A 26,798-nucleotide genomic window follows, 5' to 3' on the forward strand; every position below is an offset into this window, starting at 1 on the left:
ACGGAGGTCCACTGAGGTTTATTTGAATTTATCATAAAATATCTCGGTGAATCTCGGTGCCTACTCAGTGTACTCTGTGCTACTCTAAACCAATTCTGGTTTTTCCGCTTTTAACCTTTCATACACTTTTTTTACTTCCTGAGCTTTTTCCTTTTGTAGAACAAGTATGGCATCTTTGGTTTGAATTAAAATGGTATTTTTTAACCCAGCAAATTCAGTATGAATATCAGAACCAATTACCATGTTTCCATTTTCATCCCTTTTTTGTCCATTATTTTCCAGGTATTCATAAATGGATTCAAATGAGCCCATATCCGACCAGACAAAAGATGATGGAACCACCTTAATTTTTTGCGTCCTTTCCATTACAGCATAATCCACAGAAATGGAAGGAATTTCCATAGACAATTTTTGATCTAGAAAACCATTTTCATGGGATTCTAAGGTGTTTTTTGAATGGAGTAATACATCCGGTTGGTAATGAGCCAATTCCGATAAAAACACCCCTGCTTGAAAACAAAACATTCCTGAATTCCATAAGAAATTTCCTCTTTTCAAGAACTTCTCTGCCGTATCAAGGTTTGGCTTTTCCCGGAAACCTTTCACGTTTTCCCCATCAGACTCGATATAACCAAAACCTGTTTCAGGTTTAGTGGGTTGAAGACCAAAAGTTACAATATATCCTTCCTTTGCTAACTCCAATCCTCTTTCAACACTCTGTTCATAGGCCCCATCACTTTCAATTAAATGATCAGAAGGGGTTACAAACAAAATATCTTCAGGATTTGCCGCCAAAGCAGCAAAAGCAATGGCAGCTGCCGTATTCCTGGGGCAGGCTTCAATAATTTCCACATAGTCTTTGATACCAACTTCCTCCAAATCATTTCTGGAAAGCTGATAATTTTCCTGGTTTCCTACCACCATTACAGAATCACAAAGCTCCCGGTTTCTAAGGATGGTATTTTGAAATAATGTCTGCCCATCAAAAATGGGTAAGTATTGTTTGGGACGGCTTTTCCTCGAAAGTGGCCAAAGCCGGCTTCCTACTCCACCTGAAAGAATGACGTTAATGGTTTTCATATATTAAATAATTTAATATTACACAGAGGGCACTGAGAAGGCACAGAGGAACTCTGAGATTTATTTTATTTGATTTTCTTATTAAAAATATTAAAGTACTACCCGTTTTATACCTTCCACCATTCGTTTGACATGAAAATTTAGTAGGAGACCAGTCCTATAATTCCCAAATTTCATGTAAGTAAGAATTTGTGCTAAATGGACATCATTCAAGGCCTCTACAGTTTTGGTTTCAATAACCAACTTATTATTTACCAGTAAATCTATTCTATATCCTTGGTCAAGTTCCAATTCTTTATAAACAACAGGTAATTTTAATTCCCTTTTCACCTCCAAACCTTTTGATCGAAGTTCATAACCCAAACAAGTTTGATAAGCAGATTCCAAAAGTCCTGGTCCTAATTCCTTATGAATATCTATAGCAGCTCCAATTACCTCTTTTGTGAGTTGATCTTCCATATTTTTTCTTACACAGAGTTCACTGAGAAGGCACAGAGGTTCTCTGAGATAAATAATTGAGCCTTATGCCTAATTAAAACTTAAAAAAAATTGCTCTGCCAAATATAAAAATCCTCCGTGGTGCTCAGTGCCTACTCTAAGTTCTCTGTGAAACAACCTACAACCTCCCATCGACCATTTCTTTGGGTAAAAAGGATTTGGTATCAAAAATCACCGTATGGCCATTGGCTTTAATGGCATCCCAATCCAATTGCTTAAATTCTTCATGGCCCACCGTCAATATTATAGCATCGTATTGTCCTAAGGCTTGAGGTGGAGTTAAGTTTAGTCCATACTCTTCACGTACTTCCTTGCAGGAAGCCCAAGGATCATAAACAGATACATCTAAGCCAAATTGGATTAATTCCTTATAAATATCGATGACCCGGGTATTACGGATATCAGGACAGTTTTCTTTAAAAGTAAATCCTAAAATAAGGGCTTTACTTCCTTTTACAACCTTACCCCGGTTTATCAAAAGTTTAACTACCTTATTGGCCACAAACATCCCCATATTGTCATTGACACGTCTCCCTGATAGGATAACCGCGGGGTGATACCCAAGTTGTTCTGCTTTATGGGCCAAATAATAGGGATCCACTCCAATACAATGACCTCCTACCAAGCCTGGTTTATATTTTAAAAAATTCCATTTTGTACCTGCAGCCTCGAGCACTTCTGTGGTATCAATTCCCAATCGATCAAAGATTAAAGCCAATTCATTAACAAATGAAATATTCACATCCCTTTGTGCATTTTCAATGGCTTTTGAGGCTTCAGCCACCTTAATTGAGCTTGCTTTATGGGTTCCTGCTTCAATAATGGAAGCATATAGTTCATCAACATAATTAGCTACTTCAGGAGTAGAACCGGAAGTCACTTTTTTAATGCTTACCAAAGTATTGACTTTATCCCCAGGGTTTATCCTTTCCGGTGAGTAACCACAATAAAAATCTAAATTATATTTTAAACCTGATCCTTTTTCTAAAACCGGAACGCAATCTTCTTCAGTGCACCCTGGGTAGGTGGTGGATTCATAAATCACCAAATCTCCTTTTTTCAAAACACTAGCTACTGCTTTACTGGCTTTTTTTAGTTGTCTTAAATCCGGCCTTTTGATATCATCAATCGGGGTAGGAACAGTAACAATATAGATGTTACAATTTTGAATATCTTTAACATTTGAAGAAGGCAAAAACGAATGCCTATTTTCCTTTAATACTCTCTGGAGATCAGATTCCTCAACTTCCAGTGTATGATCTTTTCCCTCCTTTAATTCTTTTACCCTTTCTTTTTTAATATCATATCCTATCACAGAATATTTCTTTGCCAACTCCACAGCCAATGGTAAGCCAACATATCCCAAGCCGATTACGGCTATTTTGGATTGAGTTAAGGGTAAAATTTGTGTACTCATTAATTGGTTAATAGGTTATTTGTTAATTAAAGATTTGTAAGTGTTAAGCGTTAATCGTTAACCGTTAAAAAGTTCAGCGATTAACGAATTAACCATTAACATTTAACGTTTCATTATTCCACTCCTCCTTAACATTTTGCAAATACTCCCTACCAAATACAGCTCCCAAAGCAATCACTACTCCTAAGATGGTAAAAATCACTAATATCAAAGGCCGTTTAGGAGCAGATTTTTCTGCAGGAACTGTCACCGGCTGTATCACAGAAAATATTGGGGTATCCTTACTTACTTGGAGTTTTGCATTTTCCAATTGCTTGGCCAATTCCGAATATACACCAAATGCCAGGTTATATTCTGCTTCCAGTTTTTCTAATTGGTTACGGGCCACTGAACTTGCTATATTTTGATTTTGGTCTCTAAAACGAGCCAAATGGGCCTGAATCGCCTCAAACTCTTCCTTTTTTTCCTGGTAACGTTCTTGGGTGAATTTCAATTGCTCCCTTGCATTTTGAATTTTATAAGCAATCACCTCTTTTTGTAATAAGCTTTCGGCATATTTCGCCAATTGGGCAGAAGCCAAAGGTTCCGGCATGGTGGTTGAAAGTTGAACAAACCCTTCTTCATCATTGAAGGAAATGGTGATTTGTCCTTCCATTCGTTTAAAATGCTCCAATTGTTCTTCGGTGATAGAAATAATTTTTTCTTTCCCTTCACCTTTAATTACTTCCTTTTGATCCCCTTTAATGGAACCTATAATCAATCCTGGTAGTCCAATAGTTAACTTTTTGATATAACTTAAAACCCCAGGAGAATAATAATCTTCGTAAAATTCCTGATAGGTAATTTCTTGGTCAATCCCCTCAAATTTAAGCGGTGCCTTTAACATCTCCATTTTAAAAGGAATGCTATTGACGATTTTGGGATATAAAGAGGGCGGAATTTCAGAACCACTACTTACCCCCCCTAAATTAATCCCTGCCAGGGAAGCCAATCCGCCAAGACTTCCACCAGCCTTTCCTCCTTCAGAAGTTTGGGGAATATAAGTAGAACTGGCTGTATATTCCTTAGGTGAAAGTAATGCCACCAATAATCCCAAAACAATAAAAAGTCCAACGATACGGAAGACTAACTTCCTTTTATTCCAAACGGTCTTGGCCAGAGCCAACAAATCTATTTCGTCATCGTTGTTTGGGGTGTTTTGATTTTGTGTGTTGTTCATTCCGTTTTAGAAGTAATTGCTATGTTGAGGGTATAAAAAGTTAAGCGTTAATTGTTAAGTGTTAAAACGTTGAACAGTTTACGCTGAACGATTAACGTTTATTTATACCCTTTCCCACCACTATTTTTTAATGTATTTATTAAACCATTGATTTTGTATTTGATGCTTTCCGTATGGTTCATGATTTCCCTATGATCATTCAAACTAATAAATTCAGCATCAAGTGCTCGATATGACTGGGACCTAACTTCTCCACACGAGCCTTTAGCGATATACAAGAATTGAATAAACTCCTTGTTTCCATCGCGTTCAAAACCTTCTGCAATATTGTCCATGATAGACCCGGAAGCACTGTTAATCTGAGCACAAAATCTAAAATCCCTACAAAATGGGCTCAATTTAGTTTGCTTCCTGATAAACTTTGACAATTCTCTTGCTTCTTTCCAAATTTCTAATTCCTCAAAAGTATTTACTCTCATTTTAATAAAAAGTTAAACCTCGAAAAATCACGGAACCTACGTTTTAACCCTTAACACCTTAACATTTAACAAAAATTAAAAGGCAGATTATTAGGCTAATAACTGCTTTCAAAGATACCCTTAAGGGGATTATTGCGCCAACCGATCCACAAGTATGGCCAACGTCGCCAAGCTGGATGCCACCCCAATCCAATTCGTAGCAGAAAGCCCTTCTCTCACCGGTTTTTGAGGTATGATGATTTCGGAACCTGGTTCTACTTCAGGGTAATTATTGAAGAACAATATCTTTTTGGTTTTGGCTACATCTCCATTGGGATAGACTACATAGGCCTTTGCTTTTCTGGCATTATCTGTAAAGCCACCGGATTTAGCGATATAATCCCGGAAACTATGTTTACCTTCAAATCTTGCCGTCGTAGGGAACAACACTTCTCCTCGCATTCTTACGGTTTGGAGTTGTTTGGGAATACTTAAGATGTCCCCCTCATGTAAAATTAAATCCTGCTCCGAACCTGGATTGGCCATAATGTAATCCAAATCGATCCCCACCATTTCGGTAGTCTTAATTTTAATTTCCGCCATTCGTGTTGAATCTGCGGAAGTCACCTCTTTTAACCGGCTGGCTTTATATTCATCAGAAATTAAATTTTCATCTTGATTGGCCAAATCCCCCCCTTTCTCACCAATTTTTTCATCAATACGAGATAGAATATTTATCTCTGCTTCTGTATTCTTACCATCTTCTTTTTTTAGGTTGTTTTTCACCTGTTGAAGATTTTGGGCCCTTAATTCATTATCGGTTGGGCCATTGAAAAATTCAGTTCTTCGAATTAAAGTAGCTCCTTTAGGGTAAGCATATTCATTTATTCCTCCTGCCCTTTTTAATAAATCTGAAATCCTTTCATCAGTATGAGCAATAGCAAATTGTCCTGGGTAGAAGACCTCTCCTTCCACTCTTACAAGCTTTTCTCTTTCAAAATGTGGATTTCTTCGTATGATCACATGGTCAAATGGTTGGAGGGTCAAATCTTTATCTCCATCATTGATTTGTAAATCCTCATCAATGTCAACCGTCATAATCTCCGCTACTTGCCCATCCTGCTCTCCATTGGATCTTCTGGCCACCTCTATATAGGCATTGGTGGCTGATTCCTTTAATCCTCCTGCCTTCAGTACCAGATCCTCCACGCTCATATTTTCCCCATAAGCAAAAGCTCCAGGTTTATTTACTTCACCAGTAATCTTTACATAATATTCTTCCCGGATATCGTATTTGCTTGGGATATGCAATACATCTTCCCTTTTCAGGGGGATATCCCCCGCTTCACCATTAACTACTTCGGCCACATTTACAGGAACAATTTCAAGGGTTAAGTCTTCCTGGGTTCTGTAAAGCGTGGCCCGGTTTAAAAAGGCTTCCCCTTTTAAACCCTCTGCTTGCTGGATCAGATCCTTGATGCTCATGCCCGGTTCTAAGGCAAATTCCCCAGGCCGGTAAACGGCCCCTGAAATCTGCACCCTATTTTCATAACGGGATAACTTTTCACCCACCATAAAAATATCTCCATCCTGGATACTGAAATTTTCAAACTGGGTTCTTCCTATATCCGCTACCTTGCGGGCATTATCCGAAACCCTTCTTACAGTGATTTTTTCTGGATAGGCATTGCTCCCGAATCCACCAGCAAAGAAAATCAAATCAGCAACACTTTCCCCCTGCTTGATTTCAAAAAGCCCTGGTCTTTTGACTGGACCCTTAATCTCTACCCTGGTTTGATAAGAAGGAACCATGATCACATCATTGTCCTGCAATCGGATATTCTGTTGCTGATCACCTTGGGTCAGGAAATCATATACATCCACTTCCGCAATTTCACGGGAATTTCTAAATACCTTTATTTTTCTAAAGGAGCCTTGTTCATTAGGTCCACCCGCGGCATATAATGCATTAAAAACAGAGGCAAAGGACGGTAAAGTGTAGTTACCCGGACTGCTTAACTCCCCTACCATGGACACTTGAATGGACCGGATATTGCCTAATCTGACCTGCAAAAAAGTACCTGGATTATTGCTGGACAAATCGGAGTAAATCGTATTGCTTAATTTACTTTTTATCCTTGCGGTAGCCGCCTGGATACTGGATCCACCTATGGATAAAGGCCCTACATTGGGAATATAAATCCTTCCTTCCGGATTGACGGTCAAGCTGTAGGATTGCTGGGAATCTCCATAGACATCTATCAACAATTGATCTCCAGTACCAATGGTATAATCCATGGGGGTCGGAATATTTAAATTGGGGGAAAAATCAAGTTTCTTATTATGGAATAAGGAAAAACCATAAATTTTCTTCTGTTCCTCTGACAAGTCTTTGGAACTTCCATTATCACTAAAAACAGCCCCTTCAATCGTTCGTTGGGTTTGACCTTTTGAAGAGTTCATAGTATCCCTTGTGGCGGTACCCAACTGATTGATCCGGGTAGCCAATTTACTGGCCTCCACTGCCGGCATTCCTCTTTGTTCTGCCATGGAAGGGATTTCAGCCTTGTTGACCCCTTGTTCTTCCGCTTTTTTAACAATCATCTCGATCTGAGCATCGGAAAGCTCATCGACGTTGACGTTTTGAATGTCGGAGAGAGATTGGGCATGCAAGGTTATTATTGAAAACAATAATATGCAGGTTAAAAGAAGTTTTTTGATTTCAAAAACCATTTGAATTAACTTGAATAATTTAAAATTATGAATGATAAATGAGGAATTACGATTCTCATTTTCCTTAATGTTTATTTATTCTCTTGAAGATTTAATTATTGAATTGAGAATTGAAATAATTTGGTCTATTTCATTTAAAAGGAATTCTATATTGGAATGACCTTTTAATAATTCTTCCCGGTTAAAAAGCTTTAACCAATATCTTGATTCCCTGGCCTCCCTTGCTGCTATGACCATCTTTGAAATAAAATCTTTTCTAGAATGAGCAGATTGTGCTTCTTCCACATTTGCTCCAATAGAAGTTCCAGCCCCTACAATCTGCTCAGCAAGTCGATAATGTTTCCTTTCTCTTAGGAAAAAATACACATCAAGAATCTTTTCACTAAAAGCAAAAGTCTTTTCAATTATTATATTTTGTCTGGACATTATTAATATTAAAAAAATTAGATGAGTTAATACTTCGGGTTTTAAAATTTTACATTTTCAATTCCTCATTCCACATTCCTTCAGGCGCGGCTTCGCCCGGTCGGTCACATTTTTGTACCTAGCGTAGAAAAATCATAATATGCTCATTGAAGTAAGCCATTTCCTAAAAGAAGTTGCAAAATTAAAGAAAATCAGGGAGAATTAAAGGTTTGGTTGGGTTTAATGTTAGCCTCTACACATTTAATGAGAGCTGCATTTTGTCATCCCGAGGTAACGAGGGATCTCACCCAATAACGGTTACATTTGAGATTCCTCCTATCGTCGGAATGACACAGTGCTAAGGCCCACGTCATTCAACTTCTTAATATTTAAGAAAATGTTAACCTCTCGCAGTGACGTATTTTTTATCGAACTTAGGTTATTAATTAACCTCACCCATTATAATTAAGACCGTCTTTTGCCATCCCGATCCGCCTCAGCGGACAGGCATTAGGAGGGATCCCCTACCCCACTTCCTCATTTAGAAAATTCCATTCAGGATTAAAGGAATTAATCAGTGCCACCTTTTTTTCCCTTCTCCAGCATTTTATCTCCTTTTCCCTTTGAATCGCATGATCTACTAATTGAAATCTTTCCCAATAAATTAGAAACTTACAATTATATTTTGCGGTAAATGATTTACTGTTTGGTGAAGGGTTATTATGATAGTATAACCTGTCTACCAAATCATTGGTCATCCCAGTGTACAAAACCGTCTTTCTTTTATTGGTCAGGATGTACACGAAATAATTATGAGTTCCATTTGGTTTCCCCATTTTTTCAGAATGTGGTTGAATACATACCCGGAATCTTGGTTATCAATTTTTATTCAATTTCCGAATACTAGGAGTTTTTTTTCCATTAACTATTTCCTGAAGAGATTCCTCCTGTCGTCGGAATGACAACCACTCATCCCCCCACCCTTGGAGGAAAAGGGAACCAAACTATTTTCCATACACGTCCCATGGAAACACTTCCTCCCCCTCATAGGGGAGGCCAGGAGGGGGTAAAGTCACCCCTCCACCTTTACATGATTCTCAGCACCCAGGCCTATGCCGTAGTGAATGAAGCCCATTTCGTTAAGGTACTTGCGGTCGTAGATATTTCTTCCGTCAAAGACCACTTTGTTTTTCAACAGTTTACCCACTGCTTTCCAGCTGGGCAATCTGAATTCAGACCACTCTGTGATCAGCAAGACCGCATCTGCATCTACACAAGCATCATAGGCGTCATTGCAATAAGAAATCTTATCTCCTACATAAACTTCCTTAGCCTCCTCCATGGCTATTGGATCGTAAGCTTTTACCGTTGCTCCGGCAGCACGCAACTCATCAATGATGACAATGGCAGGAGCTTCCCGCATATCATCTGTATTGGGCTTGAAGCTGAGTCCCCAGAGGGCAAACACCATACCAGAAAGGTCTTCACCAAAGTGCTTTTTCACTTTATTGACTAATGTATGCTTTTGGTCTTCATTAACCGCCTCAACAGCCTGCAAAACCCTAAGGTCGTATCCATACTGCTTGGCAGTTTTCACAATTGCTTTTACATCTTTTGGAAAACAGGAACCACCGTAACCTACACCAGGATAAATGAATTTATTACCAATTCTAGGGTCAGAACCTATGCCTTTTCTTACCATATTGGCATCAGCTCCTACCAATTCGCACAGGTTGGCAATATCATTCATAAAAGAGATTTTAGTAGCTAACATGGCATTAGCAGTATATTTGGTCATTTCCGCAGAGGGGATGTCCATATAGATAATTCTGTCACCAGAAAGCTGGAAGGGTTTATATAACCTTTTCATAATTTTTTGAGCCCGCTCATCTTCCACACCGATGATAATACGGTCCGGTTTGAGGAAATCTTCCACAGCTGCCCCTTCTTTCAAAAATTCTGGATTGGATGCCACTGCAAATTCCAGGTCACTACCTCTATTGTCCAAGGCAGCTTGAATGGTTTGCTGCACTTTTTTTCCTGTAGTTACCGGAACAGTGCTTTTTGTAGCCACTACAATGTAGTCAGACATGTTCTGACCAATTTCTTCGGCCACTGCCAAAACATATTTTAAATCTGCAGAACCATCTTCCCCAGGAGGGGTTCCAACTGCAATAAATGCCACATCTGAATCCTGGATAGCTTCAGCCAAGTTGGTTGAAAAATGAAGCCGCCCACTGGCATAATTCCTTTTTACAATTTCTTCTAAACCAGGTTCAAAAATGGGCATGATCCCATTTTTCAGCTTATCAATCTTTTTTTTATCTATATCTACACATACAACTTCAATCCCCACATCGGCAAAGCATGCCCCTGAAACTAAACCGACATATCCGGTTCCTACAACGGTGATTTTCATGGTCTATATTGTTAAAATGTCTAAATGTTTTTATGTCGAACTGTCGAATCGTCGAACTGTTGAACTGTTGAATCGTCGAATTGTGGAATCGTTAAATGCTGTTTTAAAGAAAAATCCTGATGGATAATTCCACTTACAATTTTCTACTAAGATTATTGTTTCTTCCGATTTGATACTTGTAAAAAACGTTTAACTTATTAATTAGCTCGTCAAATTTCAACCTTAATTCCAAGTTTTGTCTTCAGAAATATATTCCATATCAAATGCAGTAATGATATGGTCTAATACCTCCAATGCGCTGGTATATGCGGTATTAGTAAATCTAGCTCTATCCTTATCTCCCGTACGTCCACTGCCTTCTACCAAATTAGCAGTCACACTACCGATTGCCCTTTTAATTTGGCTAGTTAAATTATTCAATTCATCTTCAGGAAATTGTTTTGTTAATAGATAAATTTCTTTCTTAAGCCCTCTAGCAATTTTCCAGACCTCAAGATTTTCAAATGAATAGGTATAATGATTCATAATAAAAGTTGTTAATGGAAACCTCAGTTAAACAATTCGACAAAAAAACAATTCGACTCTGAATACAGCTTCGCCCCGTCAGTCACAATTTCTTGTGCTTAGCATGCCCATTAGGCAAAAAAAAGGCCAAAAAGAAATTCTTATCCTTTTTGGTCAAATAATATTAATCCGCTACCCTTCCCTGCTTCTTCCACAGATACAAGAGTAAAATTCACTTTCCTGTTAATTAAACGCTCGATCTTTTGAGCCAATTGATCCAGGTATTCTCCATTGAGCTTTTTGCCAACTATATCAATATCAATAGTTCCAGTATCCTGGCCATCGGCATAGTCACCTGTCAAAACCACTTGCTGAACCTCTCCCATTCTTTCCAATACTTCTTCAACAACTGTATCCAGCCCAATATATTTTCGGATGATCCCCTGCAAAAGATTAAATAGGGGATGTTTGGAATTGGCGCTATAGCTGATTTTATTTTTATCTGATGATTTCTCAAGATAACCTGCTTGGGAAAGGTTATTGAGCTCTTTCCTAATGGAATTGGTGGATTCTCCGAATTCCTCGGCCAAGCCTCGCAAATGACTATGGGTTTGCGGGTTGATAAAAAACTTCACCAAAAGTCGTAACCTTGTCTTGGAAGTAATTAATGAATCGAGCATAAAAAGAAACCTTCCTAAATGAGCAACAAAAGTACTCACTGGGTTTTTGAATTACAAAAGAATTCGGTTAGATTTTTAATTAATTTTCACCCACATTTAGGGTTCACTAAAAATTTTGCATTTCATTAAAATATTACACCGTTTAATAACAGTAAATCGGTATTTTAAAACAGAAAAAGTTATTGTTAAATTTTCTTTACTTTTTGATCAAATAGTTTTTGAAGGGGGATATTCAAGAAGGAGGTTTTTGAAATAATTATTGCGATTAGATAATTGTGATTTGGGATTGGGTAATCGGGATTTGTCACGACTTAAACAAATCCCAGATTCAAACTGGAAGCTTGGGAAAGTTTAAAAGGTAATTGGGGTTCACAATGGGTAAAAGTGATTCGGAATTTGCGATTCCATTCATTGCAATAAGAATTTATCATATATGGCTGATTGACCGAATGTAAAATTAACTGGCCATGGGCATTAGCGGCAATTAGTTGGCAATTGCCCCTGTTGGCTGCTATTGCACCTTACAAAAGGTCATTTATTCCCCGGGTTGCGCCTTCTTGGCTTACCCAGGGTTATGGTTATTGCACCCCGATGGGATGCTTTATAGGACTCCGCTATTCTAAATTTGCAATGGCGAAATACCCCTAAAAAGGAAGTTATCCGCAAATTAAAGTTTTATTTTTATTGCCCCCTAATAGCCTGTTCAGTCAAGTAATGCAAGATGGGCAGAAGGAAGCCTGTTAAGGCTTCAACAAAAATAACCTCGGGTGCAAACCCGGGGAAATTTGAATTGTGAATCAACCTATCAACCCTGTTAAGGGTTGAACTAAATTTTCTTTTAGTTTCAAATGGAGTGGACAATATTTATTGGTTAGCGGAAATTGTTCGCCACAATTGACCCTGTTGGCTGCTAATGCTCTTTACCAAAAGACGTTTATTCCCTGGTTGCGCCTTTAGGCTTACCGAGCTTAAATTTTGAGAGACATATATCTATTTTTAGATTTCGGACTCTACCCATAATTAATCCCTTGAAGGGTTTTACCAAAAATCGATTTCCGTCCTCCACTTTGGCATTATTATTTCTTTCTGCGTATTTTTACTTTTTTAATAGAAAGAATATGAGTAGCGAAATCCATTGGTTTGTTATGTATACAGCCCCCAGAGCTGAAAAAAAGGTGGCTCAAAGGTTAAGGGAAAAGAATGTAGAGGTTTTCCTTCCCATGATCACTGAAATCAGGCAATGGAGCGATCGTAAAAAGAAAGTAGAAAGACCACTTTTTAATGGCTATTTATTTGTTAAAACAGATAAAGCCAGGCTCTGGGAATCCTTACAGGTCCAGGGAGCTGTTAAGTTTGTCAACTTTTCTGGGGACCATGCCATAGTCCGACAACAAGAAATAGATGCTATTCAAAGGATCATCACTACGGGTGTAGCAGTTGAAGTGGAAACCACCGAGATTGAAGAAGGAGAACAGGTAAAAATCCTTGGCGGACCCCTTCAAGGTTTTGAGGGAGAATGTGTCCAAAAAGGAAACCAGGATTATTTTGTTATCAGGGTGCCCAGCATTGCCCAGACGGTAATGGTAAATGTTCCAAGGAAATTTTTGGAAGTGATTGGGTGAGAAGTGAGGTATGAAATATTAGACTCGAGACATGTGATGTTAAAGAATTATCACAATGGAGTGTATACCTTTGACTGGACAATAAGTTAAGCTCTTTTCTTAAATTTGAAACAATGAGTAATAGAGAAAGGAGAACATTTGACAAGGCCTTTAAAACGATGGCCGTAGAGCTTCATTTGAATGGAAAAACAAGTACTGAAGTTGGAAGAGAACTTGGGATTGGACCAGACCTGGTCAGGCGTTGGGCCAGGGAATTTAAAGCAAGTGAATCCAGCAGCTTTCCCGGAAACGGGAAACAGCATCTAACAGAAGAAGAGAAAGAAATCCTTGCCTTGAAAAAAGCCCTGAAAGAAGCCGAACTGGAGCGTGATATTCTAAAAAAGGCAGTAAGCATCTTTTCCAAGGGGGACAACAAATATTCCGGTTCATAAGGGCTCACAGGCACGAGTTTGCTGTTGAAAAGATGTGCAGGGTTTTTAAAGTAAGCAGAAGCGGTTTTTATGGCTGGCTTAACCGAAAACCATCCAAATGTGCTGAGGAGCGAGAAGAAGTATCCAGGGAAATCCATAAAATCTATGCTGAAAGCAAGTGCCGGTATGGAAGTCCGAAGATAACCATTGAGCTTAGGGACAGGGGCTTTTCGGTGTCCAGGCCAAGGGTTGCCAGGATAATGAAAGCAAATGGGCTCAGGAGTGTGATATCGGGGAAGTTCAGTGTCTGTACCACTGAATCTAACCACAGTTTCAGAATCAGTCCGAACCTGCTTAACAGGAACTTCAGCCCTGATGGCCCTGCAAAATCATGGGTATCGGACATTACCTACATCTGGACAGAAGAGGGATGGCTTTACCTGACCATGATCATGGACCTGTATGACCGTAAGATAATCGGATGGTCGATGTCCACCACCATGCATGCCGGGGCAACAGTTATACCGGCATGGCGAATGGCACAGATCAACAGGCCTTTTTTCAGAGACCTGGTTTTCCATTCAGACAGGGGCGTACAATATGCCTGCGGTGAATTCAAGAATGAACTCGATTCTGAAAAGGTGAGGCAGAGCATGAGCAGAAAAGGAAACTGCTGGGACAATGCAGTAGCTGAAAACTTCTTCAAAATCCTGAAATCGGAAACAGGATACCGTAAATACGGATCAGTAATGCAAGCAAAACAGGAAATTTTCGAATTTATTGAAATCTGGTACAATAGGAACAGGAGACACTCCTCACTTGGGTACCTATCACCTGATCAGTTCGGAAAAACCAACAAAAAAATTACCGTATAAAGACTGACCTCGAAATTGTCAGGGTGATTTTTTTTTCAATATCGCACTGACAATTTGAGGAGCCCGCGGCAGGCGTTATTATATTAACATAGAGCTTAATCATTTGTCCAGTTTTTTGTTGCAAATCCACAAAATGTTAACTGTTAAAGTTGTTAACAGTAGATCCAACCCTTAACGATTAAACATTTTACTCCGAATTCCAATTATCCAATCACAAATCCCGATTATTCAATTAACAAAATAACCAGTTTATCCCCGTTTCCAAAGGCGAGACTGCTTCTCCCTCCTTTTGGGTCGGGATCGCAGTGACGTATCCCCTTTTGGCTTTCGGCTTTCTTTCAACCTTCAGTAATAAATCTTTTTGGTTCCAGGTAACCATTATCGGAGGGCAACCCTTAACACTTAATATTTTACGCTTAACCATTTTCCTCCAAATCACAATAATCCAATCACGAATTCCGATTATTCAATTAACCAGTTAAACAAATAAACAATTAAGCTTTTCTTCCAAGGATGAGACTGCCACACCCTCCTTTTGGGTCGTCATCGCCTACCTACGGCAGGCAAGCAGTGACGTTTTCTCTTTCGGCATTTGGCTTTCGCCCTTCCGCAATCAATCTTTTCATTTTCCAAATAACTGTTATCCTGCGTCAAACGCTTAACCATTAACATTTAACGATTAATCTCCTAATCCAAATTATCCAATCCCGAATTCCCAATTAAACAATACAACTAAGGCCCATAGTAATAAGGCTGTTTTTTCTCAAATAGCCTTCTAAAACGGTTACCGGTCAATGCACTTAGTCCTGCCATTACAAACCCAATAAAACCTGTAATTATCATCAACACCCCCTCCCCATCAACACCGATGATATCAGCCATCATTTCAGGAAGTGGAGAGCCTGTATTCCAAGTAATCCAGAAGGACTTGGCCAACCATACTAATCCCACCGCCAGGGCGGCCGAGAAAAATGCATGTAAACCATTCCCTCCAATGAAAGCCCCAACAAAGGCCAATATCAACATCATCACCCAATAGGGTAAATAAGGGCCTAAAATGAAGGCTACTGCTGCATATAATAACATTAGGAATAAAAAACGCATATCTTAGTCATTTGGCATTAAAACGGAAGAAAACAACCAGTTTCCCTGACCGGGATAAGAATTTATATTAAAATCCAAATAAGCTCCCCTGGCCCATTTTTCAACAAAATTACAGTAGTATTTGCTCCCTGGATTTCCGGATTGCCCCCCAGGAAATATACCTTTTCCTGTTATTTCATCACCCATTTCCACTACCATCCTCCAACTGGCCCCTTTCCTGTGGCTAGTGGCATTAACGATACCTTTCCCTCCCCCCGTAGGAATATTTTGGACCCCAAAAGCAGTAAAATTAGGTGCCAAATGTTGGATGCTGGTTTTTTTATAATTAGCCCATGAATAATCATCATCTTCCTCAAATTTTTCATTCAACTCCCTTTCCATGGCCAAAAAACTTTGTTCCACTATTTGCTTGGCATTTTCCTTGGAATTGGTTTCAGGATTATCAAAAACAGAATCCTCAGGTTGGTCCCTCAGCAATTTGGTAGTTTGATAATTGCTAGGGAATACTATGGGCATTCCCTCTCTTTTATATTTGCCCCAAGTCAAACTCATCAATTGCTCCCACCACATGGTAAACAATGTTGGGCCGGTAAACTGGGGTTGGGCATGAAGATTCCAGTTTTGAAGGGAGTCAATCAAAGCTTCTGTATTTTCGGAGAAAACCCTGGTGGTATCCTCCAATAAATAATCCAACATTACGGGAAGCGCTTCTGCAGCATGCAAATAATAATCATCCATTTGGAGGTTTTGCATGTCCTTGATAGTAATATTTTCCATCTCCAACAAGCGGGTATTTATCCGACGATTTCGATAATGCTCAAAACTATCATCAAAGATGTAATAGGGGTAGGTTTGGGAAGTGGAATGTTGATTGGCAGAACTAACAAAACCCCTTTCCGGGTTTAAAGTTGATGGGTTTTGGTCTGCAGGTATATATCCCTTCCACTCAAAAGCAGGGTTATTCCCATCCATTAGGTATTTCCCCTGTTCTGGCCATTTCAGGGGGAACTTCCCCTGTACCTTCATGGCGATATCCCCATTGTTACTTGCAAAGGCAAAATTTTGAGCGGGGGAAGTAAAATGGTCTAAAGCCTGGAGATAATCTTGATGATTTCTTGCCCTATTAAGTTCCAAAAATGTTAATTGTTCATTGGATCCTTCATGGGCAGTCCACTTAAGGGAAAAATTGATTTTTTGACCGTTTCCTCTAAATGTTTCATCATAAACTACTGGACCATAATGGGTGTAAACAACAGAATCCATATAGGTCGTATCATCTTTAACCTGAATTTTTTCTACCCTGAGGGTACTTTGGATCCATTGGTCATTGTAGAGGTATTCTCGTTTTTTGTCAGACTTAAAACGGATGGCGTACCAGTCCCTAACATCCCGGGTGGCATTGGTCATGCCCCAGGCAATATTTTCATTAAAACCAATGATCACCCCCAAAGCACCAGGCAAAGTCACTCCTTTTACAGAATATTCCGGAGTGCTTAACTGCATGGCATACCAAAGACTTGGCAAATTCAGATTCAAATGGGGATCGTTGGCCAAAATGGGGTTTCCGCTTTGGGTTTTACTTCCATCCACTGCCCAGTTGTTAGAACCAACCCCTGGCTCCGGGGTAGGGATTGGTTGAATCAAAAGGCTGGAATCCGGATAATTTAAATCTTCCGGTTTATTTATTTCATAGGGAGTAAAGTCCCATTCTTTATCTGATTCAATCACCGGATCCATTTCATTGGGAAAATCAGGAAAAAGTTTTTGCATTGTCTCCTCCCCCAACAGGGCATGGAGATTTGTATATTCAATATCCTTGTCCCCAACCAGCATATCTGCCATATATTTCAGCAATAAAATGGTCTTATAGGCATTCCAGTGTTCTGGCCGATAATCTAGTATTTTGTATTCCACAGGAAGATCTGCTGTCCCCAGCTCATCAATAAATTGATTAACTCCTGAAGTATAGGCTTCTATCAATACCAGTGTTTCGGGATGATGTTTTTTTAAAAACTGAAGGCCCACCTCAGCACTGAAGCCCAGGCCTTTTCTCCTTTGCATCCGGTCGTAATCCAAGGCCCTTTTTCCAACCAGTTCTGCTACCCTTCCAGCAGCAGCCATGGTCTGAAATTCCATTTGCCAAAGCCTGTGTTGGGCGGTCACATAACCTTGAGCCATCATCAAGTCTTTTTCATTGGAGGCAAAAAGGTGGGGAATCAGGTTTTCGTCATAGGCTACCCGGACCGAATCGTTCAACCCCTCAAGGTCTATGGAATTGTCATATTTATCATCCTCACTATAAGCATTTTGCCAAAAGCCATGATTGGGATCAAAAAGAATTCCCAAGGGTGGTATTTGCCCTAAATTGACAGATAATCCTATGGCAAATGTCAAAGTTAAAATTAAGGCAATCAAAAAACCTAAATATTTCATAAAGGGGCCTAGCTTAAAGTATATGTGCTGTTTAAAGTCTAATCATTGAATTTAAATAAATTTCCAAGGAATCTGTATAGGGCATTCTCAAAAAGTACCTAAAATCCCCCTTTTTGCCCAACCCTCCTTCATTTTTTTGTCAATTGAATAGGTTCTCTAAACAGAAACCCTCCTGATTTATTCAAGAGGGTTTCTAATGATATTCAAATAAATTTATCTCCAGAAATCTGAAAAAAGGTTCGAGTTCGCCTTAATAATTTTATTCAACAGTAATCGGAAAAACCAATTTCTCCCATTTAATTACAATTCCGGGTGGTTTAACCTCAAATGAAAGTTGTTCTTGGCTTTCCTCCACCCATTGAGGACTAACTTCCACCCTTAACACATCATTATCCTCATCATATTGATAATGACCATGCTTTAAATTCCACTCGGAGTTAAAAATCAGGGTCCAATCTTCATCTTCTTTTGGAATGGTAAATAAGGAATATTTTCCTGCCGGAAGTCTTTCCCCCTCCACTATCAAATCCTCAGAAAAACTTAAATAAGTTGCTTCATTAGCACCAGTTCTCCAAACTTCTTCATAAGGGACCAAATCTCCCCAAATCACTCTACCTTTAACAGAGGGAGCCCCGTATTGAATGGAAATTTTCTTTCCTCCTACTGTACCTTCGGTAGTAAGTAGCGGACTGGCTCTCTCCTCATTCTCTCCCTCCATAGCCCCCATCATTTCCTCTTCATTCACCCCTTCATCCTGTTTTTTCTTCCCACAGCTTTCCAAAAGGATTCCGCAAAAAAACAATGCTATTAGCAAAGCGTATGACTTTCTCATAAGTAATGATTTCGTTGATTTGGAACGAATTTAAACATTTTTTTCCTTCTAAATCGCCCCAGATGACAAGAATTTATCCCTCTCTGTCCCGTTACCCAGGTTACAATTTCTATTTTGACAAATCCTATACCATAACCATTACCATTACCATTTATTGCTTTTATTTTGGTTTTGAACCTGTAAACAGTTGGATATAAAAAGTAATTGGATTGAATGCCTAATTAATTCACCTCCCAAAAGAAGGTGCTTTAAGTGGAATGTTAAAGTCATAAACCAAAGTAAGGGAAAATCTTCCTTTTGTAATTTACATTTAAATATAATCATTGGTTTTCTGCATTTCTCCAAAAGGGAAAGAGGGGACATAAAAACAAATTAGTACTTACCTTTCTTCTTTGATCATAATGTTCGTGTAATTAATACCCTCTCAATTTTTGATTTTACAGAAATATTTTCAGGATTTATTTTTTGAAATTTAAATAAAAAGCAACCGTTGGTTTATTTTGGAGTTTAATTAAGAAAGCTGTTTCCAAAAATGATACATTTGCAAAGGAATGTGTAAAACTACAGCAGATTAGGGCCAATAGCTGCCCTTATTATCCATTCGCTATTGAATTGCTATGCGTTATATAATTACCCTTGTTTTTTTATTATCCGCCCTCCTTTTTTTCAGTGTAAATATTTCGCCAGAGGCATTGCCTTATGCTGGTTTGATTTCTCTATTGATTCCTTTTTTTCTGATCACCAATTTTATTTTATTTTTTTTCCTTCTTTTACGAAAAAGTAAATCGGCATTGCTTCCCCTGGTAGCCATTATCCTCGGATGGAAGTTTATTGGAATTACCTTCCAACTTAATTCAAAAAGTGAAAACACCGATGGAATTTCTTTGCTCAGCTATAATGTCCACATGTTCAATTACGAAAAGTTTAAGGCAAACGACCCCAACATTTCTCCTAATATTTATAATTGGATCAGGGAGCAAAATGTGGATATCATGGGTTTTCAGGAATTTTTCCAAGATCACACTACCCCTTCCAGAAATGCAATCAAATTGATCAGCAATGAGGGCAAATACCATTATTCCACGCAAATAGTAGAAGGGAAACCTGATAAAATATTCTTTGGGCTGGCCATTTTCAGCAAACATCCCATTATCAATGAAGGCAAAATATTTGACAATCAAAGAAGCAATGGGGCCATGTTTGTTGACCTAAAAGTCAATCAGGACACTATTCGTGTGTACAATGCTCATCTGGAATCCATGAGCATTCCTGCCGAAAAACTTGATAATATGGATGGCATCAAGGAAAAATACAGGGAAACTCTTCATAAACTAAATAAGGGTGCTGTCAGCCGTGCCACCCAGGTCCAGGTATTGGCAGACCATATTCAAAACTGCCCCTACCCGGTTATCCTGATGGGAGATTTCAACGATGTACCCTATAGTTTCACCTATTTTACACTGAAATCAGTATTAAAAAATGCTTTTGAAGAAGTAGGCCGGGGATTTGGTTTCACTTATAACAGGGTGCTTTTCTTTTTAAGAATTGATAATATTTTTTATGGAAAGGGTCTGACCCCAGTTCAATTTAACACCCTGAGAGAAGTTGATTATTCAGACCATTACCCCATTTCCTCCATCTTTCAGCTTCGTAAACCAAACAACCAACCTCAATCCTTAGCAGAATAGACCCTTATTTTTTCAATAACAGTGTAGATTGAACCTCAATATCTTTTACCATCAGTTTGGGGGCTAATTGATTTTCACCTTACTTTTGGCAAAAAAATTAAATGATATGAGGATATTTTTGACTGCAGCTTTGATGTGCATTTTTGGGATGAACATTCCCCAGGCTTCAGCCCAAGTTTGCAGATGGCAACAAGCTGTAAAATATGTAATGGAAGTGGACATGGATGTCAAGAAAAATCAATATGAGGGGCATCAAACCCTCCATTACACTAACAATTCCCCTGATACCCTTAGCAGGGTATTTTATCACCTTTATTATAATGCATTTCAACCCAATAGCATGATGGACACCCGCTCAAGGTCCATTATGGATCCTGACAGCAGGGTAAAAGATAGAATTGCCCATTTGAATGCCAATGAAATTGGATACCTGAAAGTTAATTCCCTGAAAATGGATGGCAATAAAGTTGATTTTGAGCATGTGGGCACCATCCTGGAAGTAAGGCTGGAAAACCCCATTCTCCCCAAAAGCACCGTGGTATTTGAAATGGATTTTGAAGGACAAGTCCCCCTTCAAATTAGAAGAGCAGGTAGGGATAGCAAGGAAGGGATTGATTATTCCATGTCTCAATGGTATCCCAAAATGGCCAATTATGATCAGCAAGGTTGGCATGCCAATCCTTATGTAGGCAGGGAATTTTATGGTATATGGGGGGATTTTGATGTTAAAATCACTATTGATAAATCCTATATCCTTGGAGGTACGGGATACCTTCAAAATCCTGAAGAAGTGGGCTACGGTTATGAGAAAGAAGGGCAAGAAGTAGATAGGCCATGGGGTAAAAACCTTACCTGGCATTTTTATGCTCCCAAAGTTCATGATTTTATGTGGGCGGCCGACCCCAATTATACCCATGACAAAATTCAAATGGACAATGGCGTGACCATTCATCACCTATATCTCAAAAATGAAAATACTGCCCAAAACTGGGAAGCACTTAAATCCTTTACTCCTGAGGCATTGAAGTATATGAATAAACACTTTGGGGAGTACCCCTATGAACAGTTTTCAGTCATTCAAGGAGGGGACGGAGGAATGGAGTACCCCATGGCCACTTTGATAACAGGAGAAAGAAAACTAAGCAGTTTGGTGGGGGTAATGGTTCATGAGCTTGCTCATAATTGGTACCAAGGCGTACTGGCCACTAATGAATCTTTGTACCCTTGGATGGATGAAGGTTTTACCACCTTCGCAACTAATAAAACCATGAACGCCATTTTTTCCAGTACTCCCCAAGACTTCCCCCAAAAATCTGCTTATTCGGGATATTACCATTTGGTAAAATCCGGAAGAGAAGAACCCATGAATACCCATTCAGACCATTTCCATACCAATATGGCTTATGGTTTGGCGGCCTATTCCAAAGGAGCGGTTTTTCTACAGCAGTTGGAATACATCATTGGAAAAGAAAACCTGGAGCAAGGAATGATCCGGTATTTTAACACTTGGAAATTCAAACACCCCAATGCCAACGATTTTATACGGGTGATGGAAAAACAAAGTGGGCTTGAGCTGGATTGGTATAAAGAATACTGGGTCAACAGCACCAAAACGATTGATTATGCTGTCAAATCTGTAGAAAAACAGGATGGTTTCACCAATATCACCCTGGAAAGGGCAGGACTGATGCCCATGCCTATTGACCTGGTAATTACTTATAAGGATGGTTCCCGGGAAATGGTGTATTTGCCTTTGGTCATCCAAAGAGGGAATAAACCCGAGGAAAATAATTTACCTAAAAGAATTAAAACCCAAAAATGGCCCTGGACTAATATTCAAACCACCATTAGGCTGGATAAAGACATGGAAGACATTTCAATTGTTGAAATCGACCCCTCCCAAAGGTTGGCAGATATCAAAAGGGAAAATAATAAGGTGAATCTGGAAGCAGAAGAGACAGAATAATTTTTACCGGATTTTTGAAAATGCCGAATTTTAAAAAAAGGCATGGGGGTTAATTAACCTTGATGCCTTTTTTCTTTCTGATTGGAAAAATATCCAGGTTCTTTTTACTGTTTTTATGGTTATTATTTAAAATGATGGATTTCCTGATTCATCTTTTATTTATAATTAAATCGCTGAATTAATATTGGCTCAAAGAGTCCCATTTTCCAACTACCCTAAAATCCAATCGAATCCATGTAGCCCTTTCTAGAAGATTTTCGTCTTAAGTATAGATGATTAACAAAAAATTATTCCTATGAAATCTAATTTCATTTTTCTTTTCATCTTCCTATTGATGGGTTGCCAAGTGCATGATGAGAAATCCCCCTATGAGAAAAACCCTGAAGGGCTATTGGGTAAATGGCAGATTGTAGAACGTACTTTTAGTATTGGCGGCCCCCCTCAAACCGAAGAAGTAGAAAATGGGGCGATTTTTAATTTTAAAGCAGAAAGCACATTTACAACAAGTGGTTTTGACCAATGTTATGAGGGGACATTTTCTGTGGATGGGGATGAACTAACATTAACCTCTTTATGCCAGGTTGAGGAAGCTGAAAATTCCATAGTTTATCAAATGAGTTTCCAAGAAGACTTTATGGAACTTTTCCCGATTGACCCCATTTGTATTGAGGGATGTAGCAAAAAATTGAAAAAATTAATTCAATAAAAATTTATTTTTCATTGAATTACAGCAACTTAAACACCTTGTACCACTGTTCAAAACCGAACACAAATGTTTTTTTTATTAATTTGTAATGGGATTAATTCAGCGAAATTTCCTCCCTAATCCTCCCCTAACATCCTGAACTTCCCATTTCCTAGTTCATTATTTATCAATATTTTTTCTTATTAAATTCATTGGCAATAAAACCATTTTTGTAAATGAACAGATCATAAGTAGAAAGCAATTTTGATTTTTGAGCCATAAAATAAGAAACCTCCGGGGCAGTACCCCGGAGGTTTGAACACTTAAAAAACCACCAACCTTTAAATAAATCTACATAAACTATTACTTGCGAATAGCTATATTGATTTTATCTGCCAATAAATACATGACAGGTACTATTACTAACGTCAAAAAGGTAGCAAAGGTTAACCCAAAAATAACTGTCCATGCCATTGGACCCCAAAAATCTGCATTATCTCCCCCAATATAAAATTGTGGATCGAAAGAAGATAATAGGGTAAAGAAATTGATATTCATTCCTAAGGCCATGGGTACCAATCCCAAAACAGTGGTGATGGCTGTCAGGAGCACGGGCCGAAGACGGGTTTTCCCCCCTTCCACAATACTTCCCACCACTTCAGAATAGGGAAGGTGATCCCCCTCCTCTATTTCAAGTTCAACCCTTTTCCGCTTTCTAACCAGGTTGGTATAGTCTATTAATACAATAGCATTATTTACAACCACACCTGCAAGGGAAATGATACCTATTCCGGTCATGATCACCACAAAATCCATATTGAAAATGGAAAGCCCAATAAACACTCCAATGGTACTCAAGAGCACCGAACACATAATAATAAATGGAGTCATCAAAGAGTTAAACTGGGCCACAATGATAAGGAAAATGGCAGAAACTGCTATGATCATGGCTCGCATCAGGAATGCCATGGACTTGGCCTGTTCCTCCTGTTCTCCCGTAAACTTGATATCCATATCCTCAGGTAACTCATAATCAGCCAAACGGGTCCGGATTTTTTCATTGACCTCATTGGCATTAAAACCTTCATTGACATTGGAATAAATGGTAATCACTTTATCCAAATCCTTTCTTTTTACAGAACCATAGGTGGAGCTATATTCTATGTCAGCAACAGAGGAAATGGGGATATGGCGGCGATTACCGAATTTGTCCATAAAATAAATTTTCTTGTTGACCAGGGCATTTACATCATACCGGTATTTGTCCGCCAACCGAAGTTCAATGGGAAAGTCATCTTCTCCTTCCTTATATTTGGATACTTCCTGACCGAATAATGCAGTTCTCAACTCATTGGCAATGGTATAGGTGGACAAACCAAACCTTCTGGCTTTTTCCCGGTCAATATGCACGATCAACTCAGGCTTTCCGGTTTCCAGATCCAGTTTCAGTTCTTCAATTCCTCCAATATTTCCAGAATTAATATAATCCTGGATATCCTTCACCTCAGTCACCAATCTTTCATAATTCTCCCCACTAACTTCGATATTGATGGGTTTTCCAACAGGAGGACCATTTTGCTCTTTATCAACCGTTACTTGAACTCCAGGGTATTTATTCGTCAGTTTCCGAATATCCTCCATGATTTCGGAAGTATTCTTACCATTTCGGTATTGGTACTCCAAAAAGCTCACTGTAAGCATGGCCTTGTGTGGAGTCACCCCCATGCTGGGGCCTTCAGCAGGATCACTGGTTCCTTCACCCACCTGCGCAATAAATGAATCCACAATGTCTTTGTGGGGCTCCAAATACTCAAGGACTTTGGCCTCCACTTTTTGACTAAAATCATTGGTAGCCTCAATATCGGTTCCGATCGGGTGTTCGATAAAAATATTAATGTAATTGGGATCACTTTCAGGAAAAAACTCCACCTCCGGAGATCTAAGCATTAATAGTAATAATGAGAATGCAAGAATCCCGAACATCCCAAAGAAAAACAAATAAGGTTTGGCCCCATTTAAGGCAAAAGTCAACAACCTTTCATAATGGTTTTCCAGGCGAACCAGAAAATCCAATTGGAACCAGCGGATGGCCTTTCGCATAAATAAGGTATTGACTAGGGTGATAATAACCGCTAACATCAATATGTTGGCAATGGTATATACCTGCCCCAGATAAAATAAGGTGGCCATAGTCAATAGGATCCCTGCAATCACGAAAGATCTTTTTCTTGGGCTTACTTTTTTCATATCCTGGACCTTCATGAACATGGAAGTCAAAACAGGATTGATCACCAATCCGACAAACAAGGAAGAAGAAAGGACGATAATAAGGGTTATGGGAAGGTATTTCATAAACTCTCCCATCAAATCCCCCCAGAAAGCCAAGGGGATAAAAGCTGCAACCGTGGTTGCTGTTGAGGTAATAATTGGCCAAGCAACTTCACCTACACCTTCCTTGGCAGCCCTAATGGTGGTTTTACCTTCCTGCATCAAACGGTAAATATTTTCAACCACCACTATACCGTTATCTACCAACATTCCCAGCGCCAAAATCATTGAGAACAGAACCATCATGTTTAGTGTAACCCCAAATGCATTGAGGATCATAAAGGAGATGAACATGGACAAAGGAATCGCTACCCCCACAAAAAGGGCATTCCTGAAACCGAGGAAAAACATCAGCACGGTAATAACCAATATCACTCCGGAGATAATACTGTTTTCCAAATTTTCCACCATACTTCGGGTAAACTTGGATTGGTCGTTGGTAATGGTCACCTCCAAATCAGGTGGAAAATAGTTGTTCTTGGCGTTTTCCAGGATCTCCTTGATCTTATCACTGGCCTCCAAAAGGTTTTCCCCACCTCTTTTTACTACATTGACAGTCACCACGGGCAATTTGGAAGAGCGGGCATAACTTTCCCTTTCCTTATAGGTATCCCTTACAGTGGCTACATCTTTGAGGTAAACAATATTTTTCCTTTCATTTTTAATGATGATGTCATCGAGTTCTTTGGGATCCTCAAATTCCCCTGTGATCCTCACAGCCCTGCGGAAATCCCCGCTAAGGATATTTCCTCCGGACATGGTTAGGTTCTCTGCAGAGATGGCATCGGAGATATCCCCAAAACTCACTTCCATCGCCTCCATTTTAAATAGGTCCGTGTCAACCCTTATTTCCCTATCAATGGTTCCGGTAAGGTCTGCCTTAGAAATTTCCGGTAAGGCTTCAATTTCATCCTCCAGGTACTCCCCAAATTTTTTGAGTTCTTCCTGGGAGTAATTCCCTGAAAGATTGACAAACATGATGGGCATTTCTGAAAAATCCAGCTCAAAAATATTAGGGTCCTGGTCAAGGTCAGTAGGCAGCTCACTTTTGGATTTATCCACCGCATCTTTTACATCCTGTAGGGCCCTTGATATCTCTACACTCTGGTTAAATTCCACAATAATAGTGGAATAATCCTGAATAGAGGTGGAATTGATATTTTTAACATCTTTCAGGGATTTCAATTCCTTTTCTATGGGCCTGGTAATCAGGTTTTCCATATCCACTGGGGAGTTTCCCGGGTAACTTGTTCCTATATAAACCGTAGGAATCACAATTTCCGGAAAACTTTCTTTGGGCATCGTTTTATATGCATATACCCCCATAAAAGTGATGATCAGCGACAAAATGATCACACTTGTCCGGTTATTGATCGAAAGAGTGGATAGACCAAATTCCCTAATGACCCTTCCTGATTTTTTTGGTTGTTGTTCAGCCATTT

Annotated in this window: 20 protein-coding genes; 5 read left to right on the plus strand and 15 right to left on the minus strand. The window is 39.1% G+C overall.

The window, feature by feature from the left end; genetic code table 11:
• Positions 1 to 84 precede the first annotated feature (84 nt).
• From QWY93_RS02100 to QWY93_RS02150, 11 genes are all read right to left on the minus strand, one after another.
• Positions 85 to 1,080 (minus strand): mannose-1-phosphate guanylyltransferase, encoded by a 996-nt coding sequence (locus tag QWY93_RS02100; RefSeq protein WP_290246539.1) that lies wholly within the window; start codon positions 1,078 to 1,080, stop codon positions 85 to 87.
• A 90-nt stretch (positions 1,081 to 1,170) separates the two neighbouring features.
• Positions 1,171 to 1,539 (minus strand): GxxExxY protein, encoded by a 369-nt coding sequence (locus QWY93_RS02105; RefSeq protein ID WP_290246540.1) that lies wholly within the window; start codon positions 1,537 to 1,539, stop codon positions 1,171 to 1,173.
• Positions 1,540 to 1,696: 157 nt separating this feature from the next.
• Positions 1,697 to 2,995 carry a nucleotide sugar dehydrogenase gene (locus tag QWY93_RS02110; protein ID WP_290246541.1) on the minus strand — a complete coding sequence of 433 codons (1,299 nt, stop codon included), beginning with the start codon at positions 2,993 to 2,995 and terminating at the stop codon, positions 1,697 to 1,699.
• An 88-nt stretch (positions 2,996 to 3,083) separates the two neighbouring features.
• The gene (locus QWY93_RS02115; RefSeq protein ID WP_290246542.1) at positions 3,084 to 4,214 is read right to left on the minus strand and encodes a Wzz/FepE/Etk N-terminal domain-containing protein; all 1,131 of its coding nucleotides are present in this window, start codon (positions 4,212 to 4,214) and stop codon (positions 3,084 to 3,086) included.
• A 98-nt stretch (positions 4,215 to 4,312) separates the two neighbouring features.
• Positions 4,313 to 4,693, minus strand: coding sequence for a four helix bundle protein (locus QWY93_RS02120; protein ID WP_290246543.1), 381 nt, complete (start codon positions 4,691 to 4,693; stop codon positions 4,313 to 4,315).
• A 129-nt stretch (positions 4,694 to 4,822) separates the two neighbouring features.
• Positions 4,823 to 7,405: an SLBB domain-containing protein gene (locus QWY93_RS02125; protein WP_290246544.1), complete on the minus strand. Its 2,583-nt coding sequence runs from the start codon at positions 7,403 to 7,405 to the stop codon at positions 4,823 to 4,825.
• 75 nt (positions 7,406 to 7,480) lie between these two features.
• Positions 7,481 to 7,831: a four helix bundle protein gene (locus QWY93_RS02130; RefSeq protein WP_290246545.1), complete on the minus strand. Its 351-nt coding sequence runs from the start codon at positions 7,829 to 7,831 to the stop codon at positions 7,481 to 7,483.
• A gap of 503 nt (positions 7,832 to 8,334) precedes the next feature.
• Positions 8,335 to 8,646 carry a GIY-YIG nuclease family protein gene (locus tag QWY93_RS02135; RefSeq protein ID WP_290246546.1) on the minus strand — a complete coding sequence of 104 codons (312 nt, stop codon included), beginning with the start codon at positions 8,644 to 8,646 and terminating at the stop codon, positions 8,335 to 8,337.
• Positions 8,647 to 8,882: 236 nt separating this feature from the next.
• Positions 8,883 to 10,229 (minus strand): UDP-glucose dehydrogenase family protein, encoded by a 1,347-nt coding sequence (locus QWY93_RS02140; protein WP_290246547.1) that lies wholly within the window; start codon positions 10,227 to 10,229, stop codon positions 8,883 to 8,885.
• Positions 10,230 to 10,451: 222 nt separating this feature from the next.
• Positions 10,452 to 10,754: a four helix bundle protein gene (locus QWY93_RS02145; RefSeq protein WP_290246548.1), complete on the minus strand. Its 303-nt coding sequence runs from the start codon at positions 10,752 to 10,754 to the stop codon at positions 10,452 to 10,454.
• Positions 10,755 to 10,894: 140 nt separating this feature from the next.
• Complete coding sequence (locus tag QWY93_RS02150) at positions 10,895 to 11,413, minus strand: helix-turn-helix domain-containing protein (RefSeq protein ID WP_290246549.1); 519 nt, start codon at positions 11,411 to 11,413, stop codon at positions 10,895 to 10,897.
• A gap of 1,118 nt (positions 11,414 to 12,531) precedes the next feature.
• Here QWY93_RS02150 and QWY93_RS02155 point away from each other — a divergent pair.
• Both QWY93_RS02155 and QWY93_RS02160 read left to right on the plus strand, forming a co-directional pair.
• A complete protein-coding gene (locus QWY93_RS02155) occupies positions 12,532 to 13,035 on the plus strand; it encodes a UpxY family transcription antiterminator (RefSeq protein WP_290246550.1) in 504 nt (167 codons plus the stop codon).
• 113 nt (positions 13,036 to 13,148) lie between these two features.
• A protein-coding gene (locus QWY93_RS02160; protein WP_435380184.1) for an IS3 family transposase occupies positions 13,149 to 14,320 on the plus strand; the annotation gives its coding sequence in 2 pieces (ribosomal slippage) (positions 13,149 to 13,410 and positions 13,410 to 14,320; 1,173 coding nt in all).
• A gap of 732 nt (positions 14,321 to 15,052) precedes the next feature.
• On the opposite strand, the gene QWY93_RS02165 is transcribed toward QWY93_RS02160, so the two are convergent.
• The 3 genes from QWY93_RS02165 to QWY93_RS02175 all read right to left on the minus strand — a co-directional run bounded on the left by QWY93_RS02165 (position 15,053) and on the right by QWY93_RS02175 (position 18,689).
• Positions 15,053 to 15,424 carry a hypothetical protein gene (locus QWY93_RS02165; protein ID WP_290246553.1) on the minus strand — a complete coding sequence of 124 codons (372 nt, stop codon included), beginning with the start codon at positions 15,422 to 15,424 and terminating at the stop codon, positions 15,053 to 15,055.
• 3 nt (positions 15,425 to 15,427) lie between these two features.
• Positions 15,428 to 17,857, minus strand: a complete 2,430-nt coding sequence (locus QWY93_RS02170) for a penicillin acylase family protein (RefSeq protein ID WP_290246554.1) — start codon at positions 17,855 to 17,857, stop codon at positions 15,428 to 15,430.
• A 259-nt stretch (positions 17,858 to 18,116) separates the two neighbouring features.
• Positions 18,117 to 18,689, minus strand: a complete 573-nt coding sequence (locus tag QWY93_RS02175; protein ID WP_290246556.1) for a DUF2911 domain-containing protein — start codon at positions 18,687 to 18,689, stop codon at positions 18,117 to 18,119.
• 617 nt (positions 18,690 to 19,306) lie between these two features.
• Between QWY93_RS02175 and QWY93_RS02180 the strand changes: the two genes are divergently transcribed.
• The 3 genes from QWY93_RS02180 to QWY93_RS02190 all read left to right on the plus strand — a co-directional run bounded on the left by QWY93_RS02180 (position 19,307) and on the right by QWY93_RS02190 (position 23,049).
• Positions 19,307 to 20,377: an endonuclease/exonuclease/phosphatase family protein gene (locus tag QWY93_RS02180; RefSeq protein WP_290246557.1), complete on the plus strand. Its 1,071-nt coding sequence runs from the start codon at positions 19,307 to 19,309 to the stop codon at positions 20,375 to 20,377.
• 106 nt (positions 20,378 to 20,483) lie between these two features.
• Positions 20,484 to 22,343 (plus strand): M1 family metallopeptidase, encoded by a 1,860-nt coding sequence (locus QWY93_RS02185; RefSeq protein WP_379945364.1) that lies wholly within the window; start codon positions 20,484 to 20,486, stop codon positions 22,341 to 22,343.
• A gap of 295 nt (positions 22,344 to 22,638) precedes the next feature.
• Positions 22,639 to 23,049 (plus strand): lipocalin-like domain-containing protein, encoded by a 411-nt coding sequence (locus tag QWY93_RS02190; RefSeq protein ID WP_290246558.1) that lies wholly within the window; start codon positions 22,639 to 22,641, stop codon positions 23,047 to 23,049.
• Between the two features lie 342 nt (positions 23,050 to 23,391).
• Here QWY93_RS02190 and QWY93_RS02195 read toward each other — a convergent pair whose 3' ends face one another.
• Positions 23,392 to 26,796, minus strand: coding sequence for an efflux RND transporter permease subunit (locus QWY93_RS02195; protein WP_290246559.1), 3,405 nt, complete (start codon positions 26,794 to 26,796; stop codon positions 23,392 to 23,394).
• Between the last annotated feature and the right edge of the window lie 2 nt (positions 26,797 to 26,798).

Source organism: Echinicola jeungdonensis (assembly GCF_030409905.1).
Lineage (GTDB): Bacteria > Bacteroidota > Bacteroidia > Cytophagales > Cyclobacteriaceae > Echinicola > Echinicola jeungdonensis.

Bases quoted from the DNA above. Each gene is read 5' to 3' on its own strand.
- QWY93_RS02195 (WP_290246559.1), bottom strand. From the start codon at position 26,796: ATGGCTGAACAACAACCAAAAAAATCAGGAAGGGTCATTAGGGAATTT.
- QWY93_RS02130 (WP_290246545.1), bottom strand. From the start codon at position 7,831: ATGTCCAGACAAAATATAATAATTGAAAAGACTTTTGCTTTTAGTGAA.
- QWY93_RS02100 (WP_290246539.1), bottom strand. From the start codon at position 1,080: ATGAAAACCATTAACGTCATTCTTTCAGGTGGAGTAGGAAGCCGGCTT.
- QWY93_RS02150 (WP_290246549.1), bottom strand. From the start codon at position 11,413: ATGCTCGATTCATTAATTACTTCCAAGACAAGGTTACGACTTTTGGTG.
- QWY93_RS02145 (WP_290246548.1), bottom strand. From the start codon at position 10,754: ATGAATCATTATACCTATTCATTTGAAAATCTTGAGGTCTGGAAAATT.
- QWY93_RS02105 (WP_290246540.1), bottom strand. From the start codon at position 1,539: ATGGAAGATCAACTCACAAAAGAGGTAATTGGAGCTGCTATAGATATT.
- QWY93_RS02185 (WP_379945364.1), top strand. From the start codon at position 20,484: ATGAGGATATTTTTGACTGCAGCTTTGATGTGCATTTTTGGGATGAAC.
- QWY93_RS02140 (WP_290246547.1), bottom strand. From the start codon at position 10,229: ATGAAAATCACCGTTGTAGGAACCGGATATGTCGGTTTAGTTTCAGGG.
- QWY93_RS02165 (WP_290246553.1), bottom strand. From the start codon at position 15,424: ATGCGTTTTTTATTCCTAATGTTATTATATGCAGCAGTAGCCTTCATT.
- QWY93_RS02135 (WP_290246546.1), bottom strand. From the start codon at position 8,646: ATGGGGAAACCAAATGGAACTCATAATTATTTCGTGTACATCCTGACC.
- QWY93_RS02190 (WP_290246558.1), top strand. From the start codon at position 22,639: ATGAAATCTAATTTCATTTTTCTTTTCATCTTCCTATTGATGGGTTGC.
- QWY93_RS02170 (WP_290246554.1), bottom strand. From the start codon at position 17,857: ATGAAATATTTAGGTTTTTTGATTGCCTTAATTTTAACTTTGACATTT.
- QWY93_RS02180 (WP_290246557.1), top strand. From the start codon at position 19,307: ATGCGTTATATAATTACCCTTGTTTTTTTATTATCCGCCCTCCTTTTT.
- QWY93_RS02120 (WP_290246543.1), bottom strand. From the start codon at position 4,693: ATGAGAGTAAATACTTTTGAGGAATTAGAAATTTGGAAAGAAGCAAGA.
- QWY93_RS02125 (WP_290246544.1), bottom strand. From the start codon at position 7,405: ATGGTTTTTGAAATCAAAAAACTTCTTTTAACCTGCATATTATTGTTT.
- QWY93_RS02175 (WP_290246556.1), bottom strand. From the start codon at position 18,689: ATGAGAAAGTCATACGCTTTGCTAATAGCATTGTTTTTTTGCGGAATC.
- QWY93_RS02110 (WP_290246541.1), bottom strand. From the start codon at position 2,995: ATGAGTACACAAATTTTACCCTTAACTCAATCCAAAATAGCCGTAATC.
- QWY93_RS02155 (WP_290246550.1), top strand. From the start codon at position 12,532: ATGAGTAGCGAAATCCATTGGTTTGTTATGTATACAGCCCCCAGAGCT.
- QWY93_RS02115 (WP_290246542.1), bottom strand. From the start codon at position 4,214: ATGAACAACACACAAAATCAAAACACCCCAAACAACGATGACGAAATA.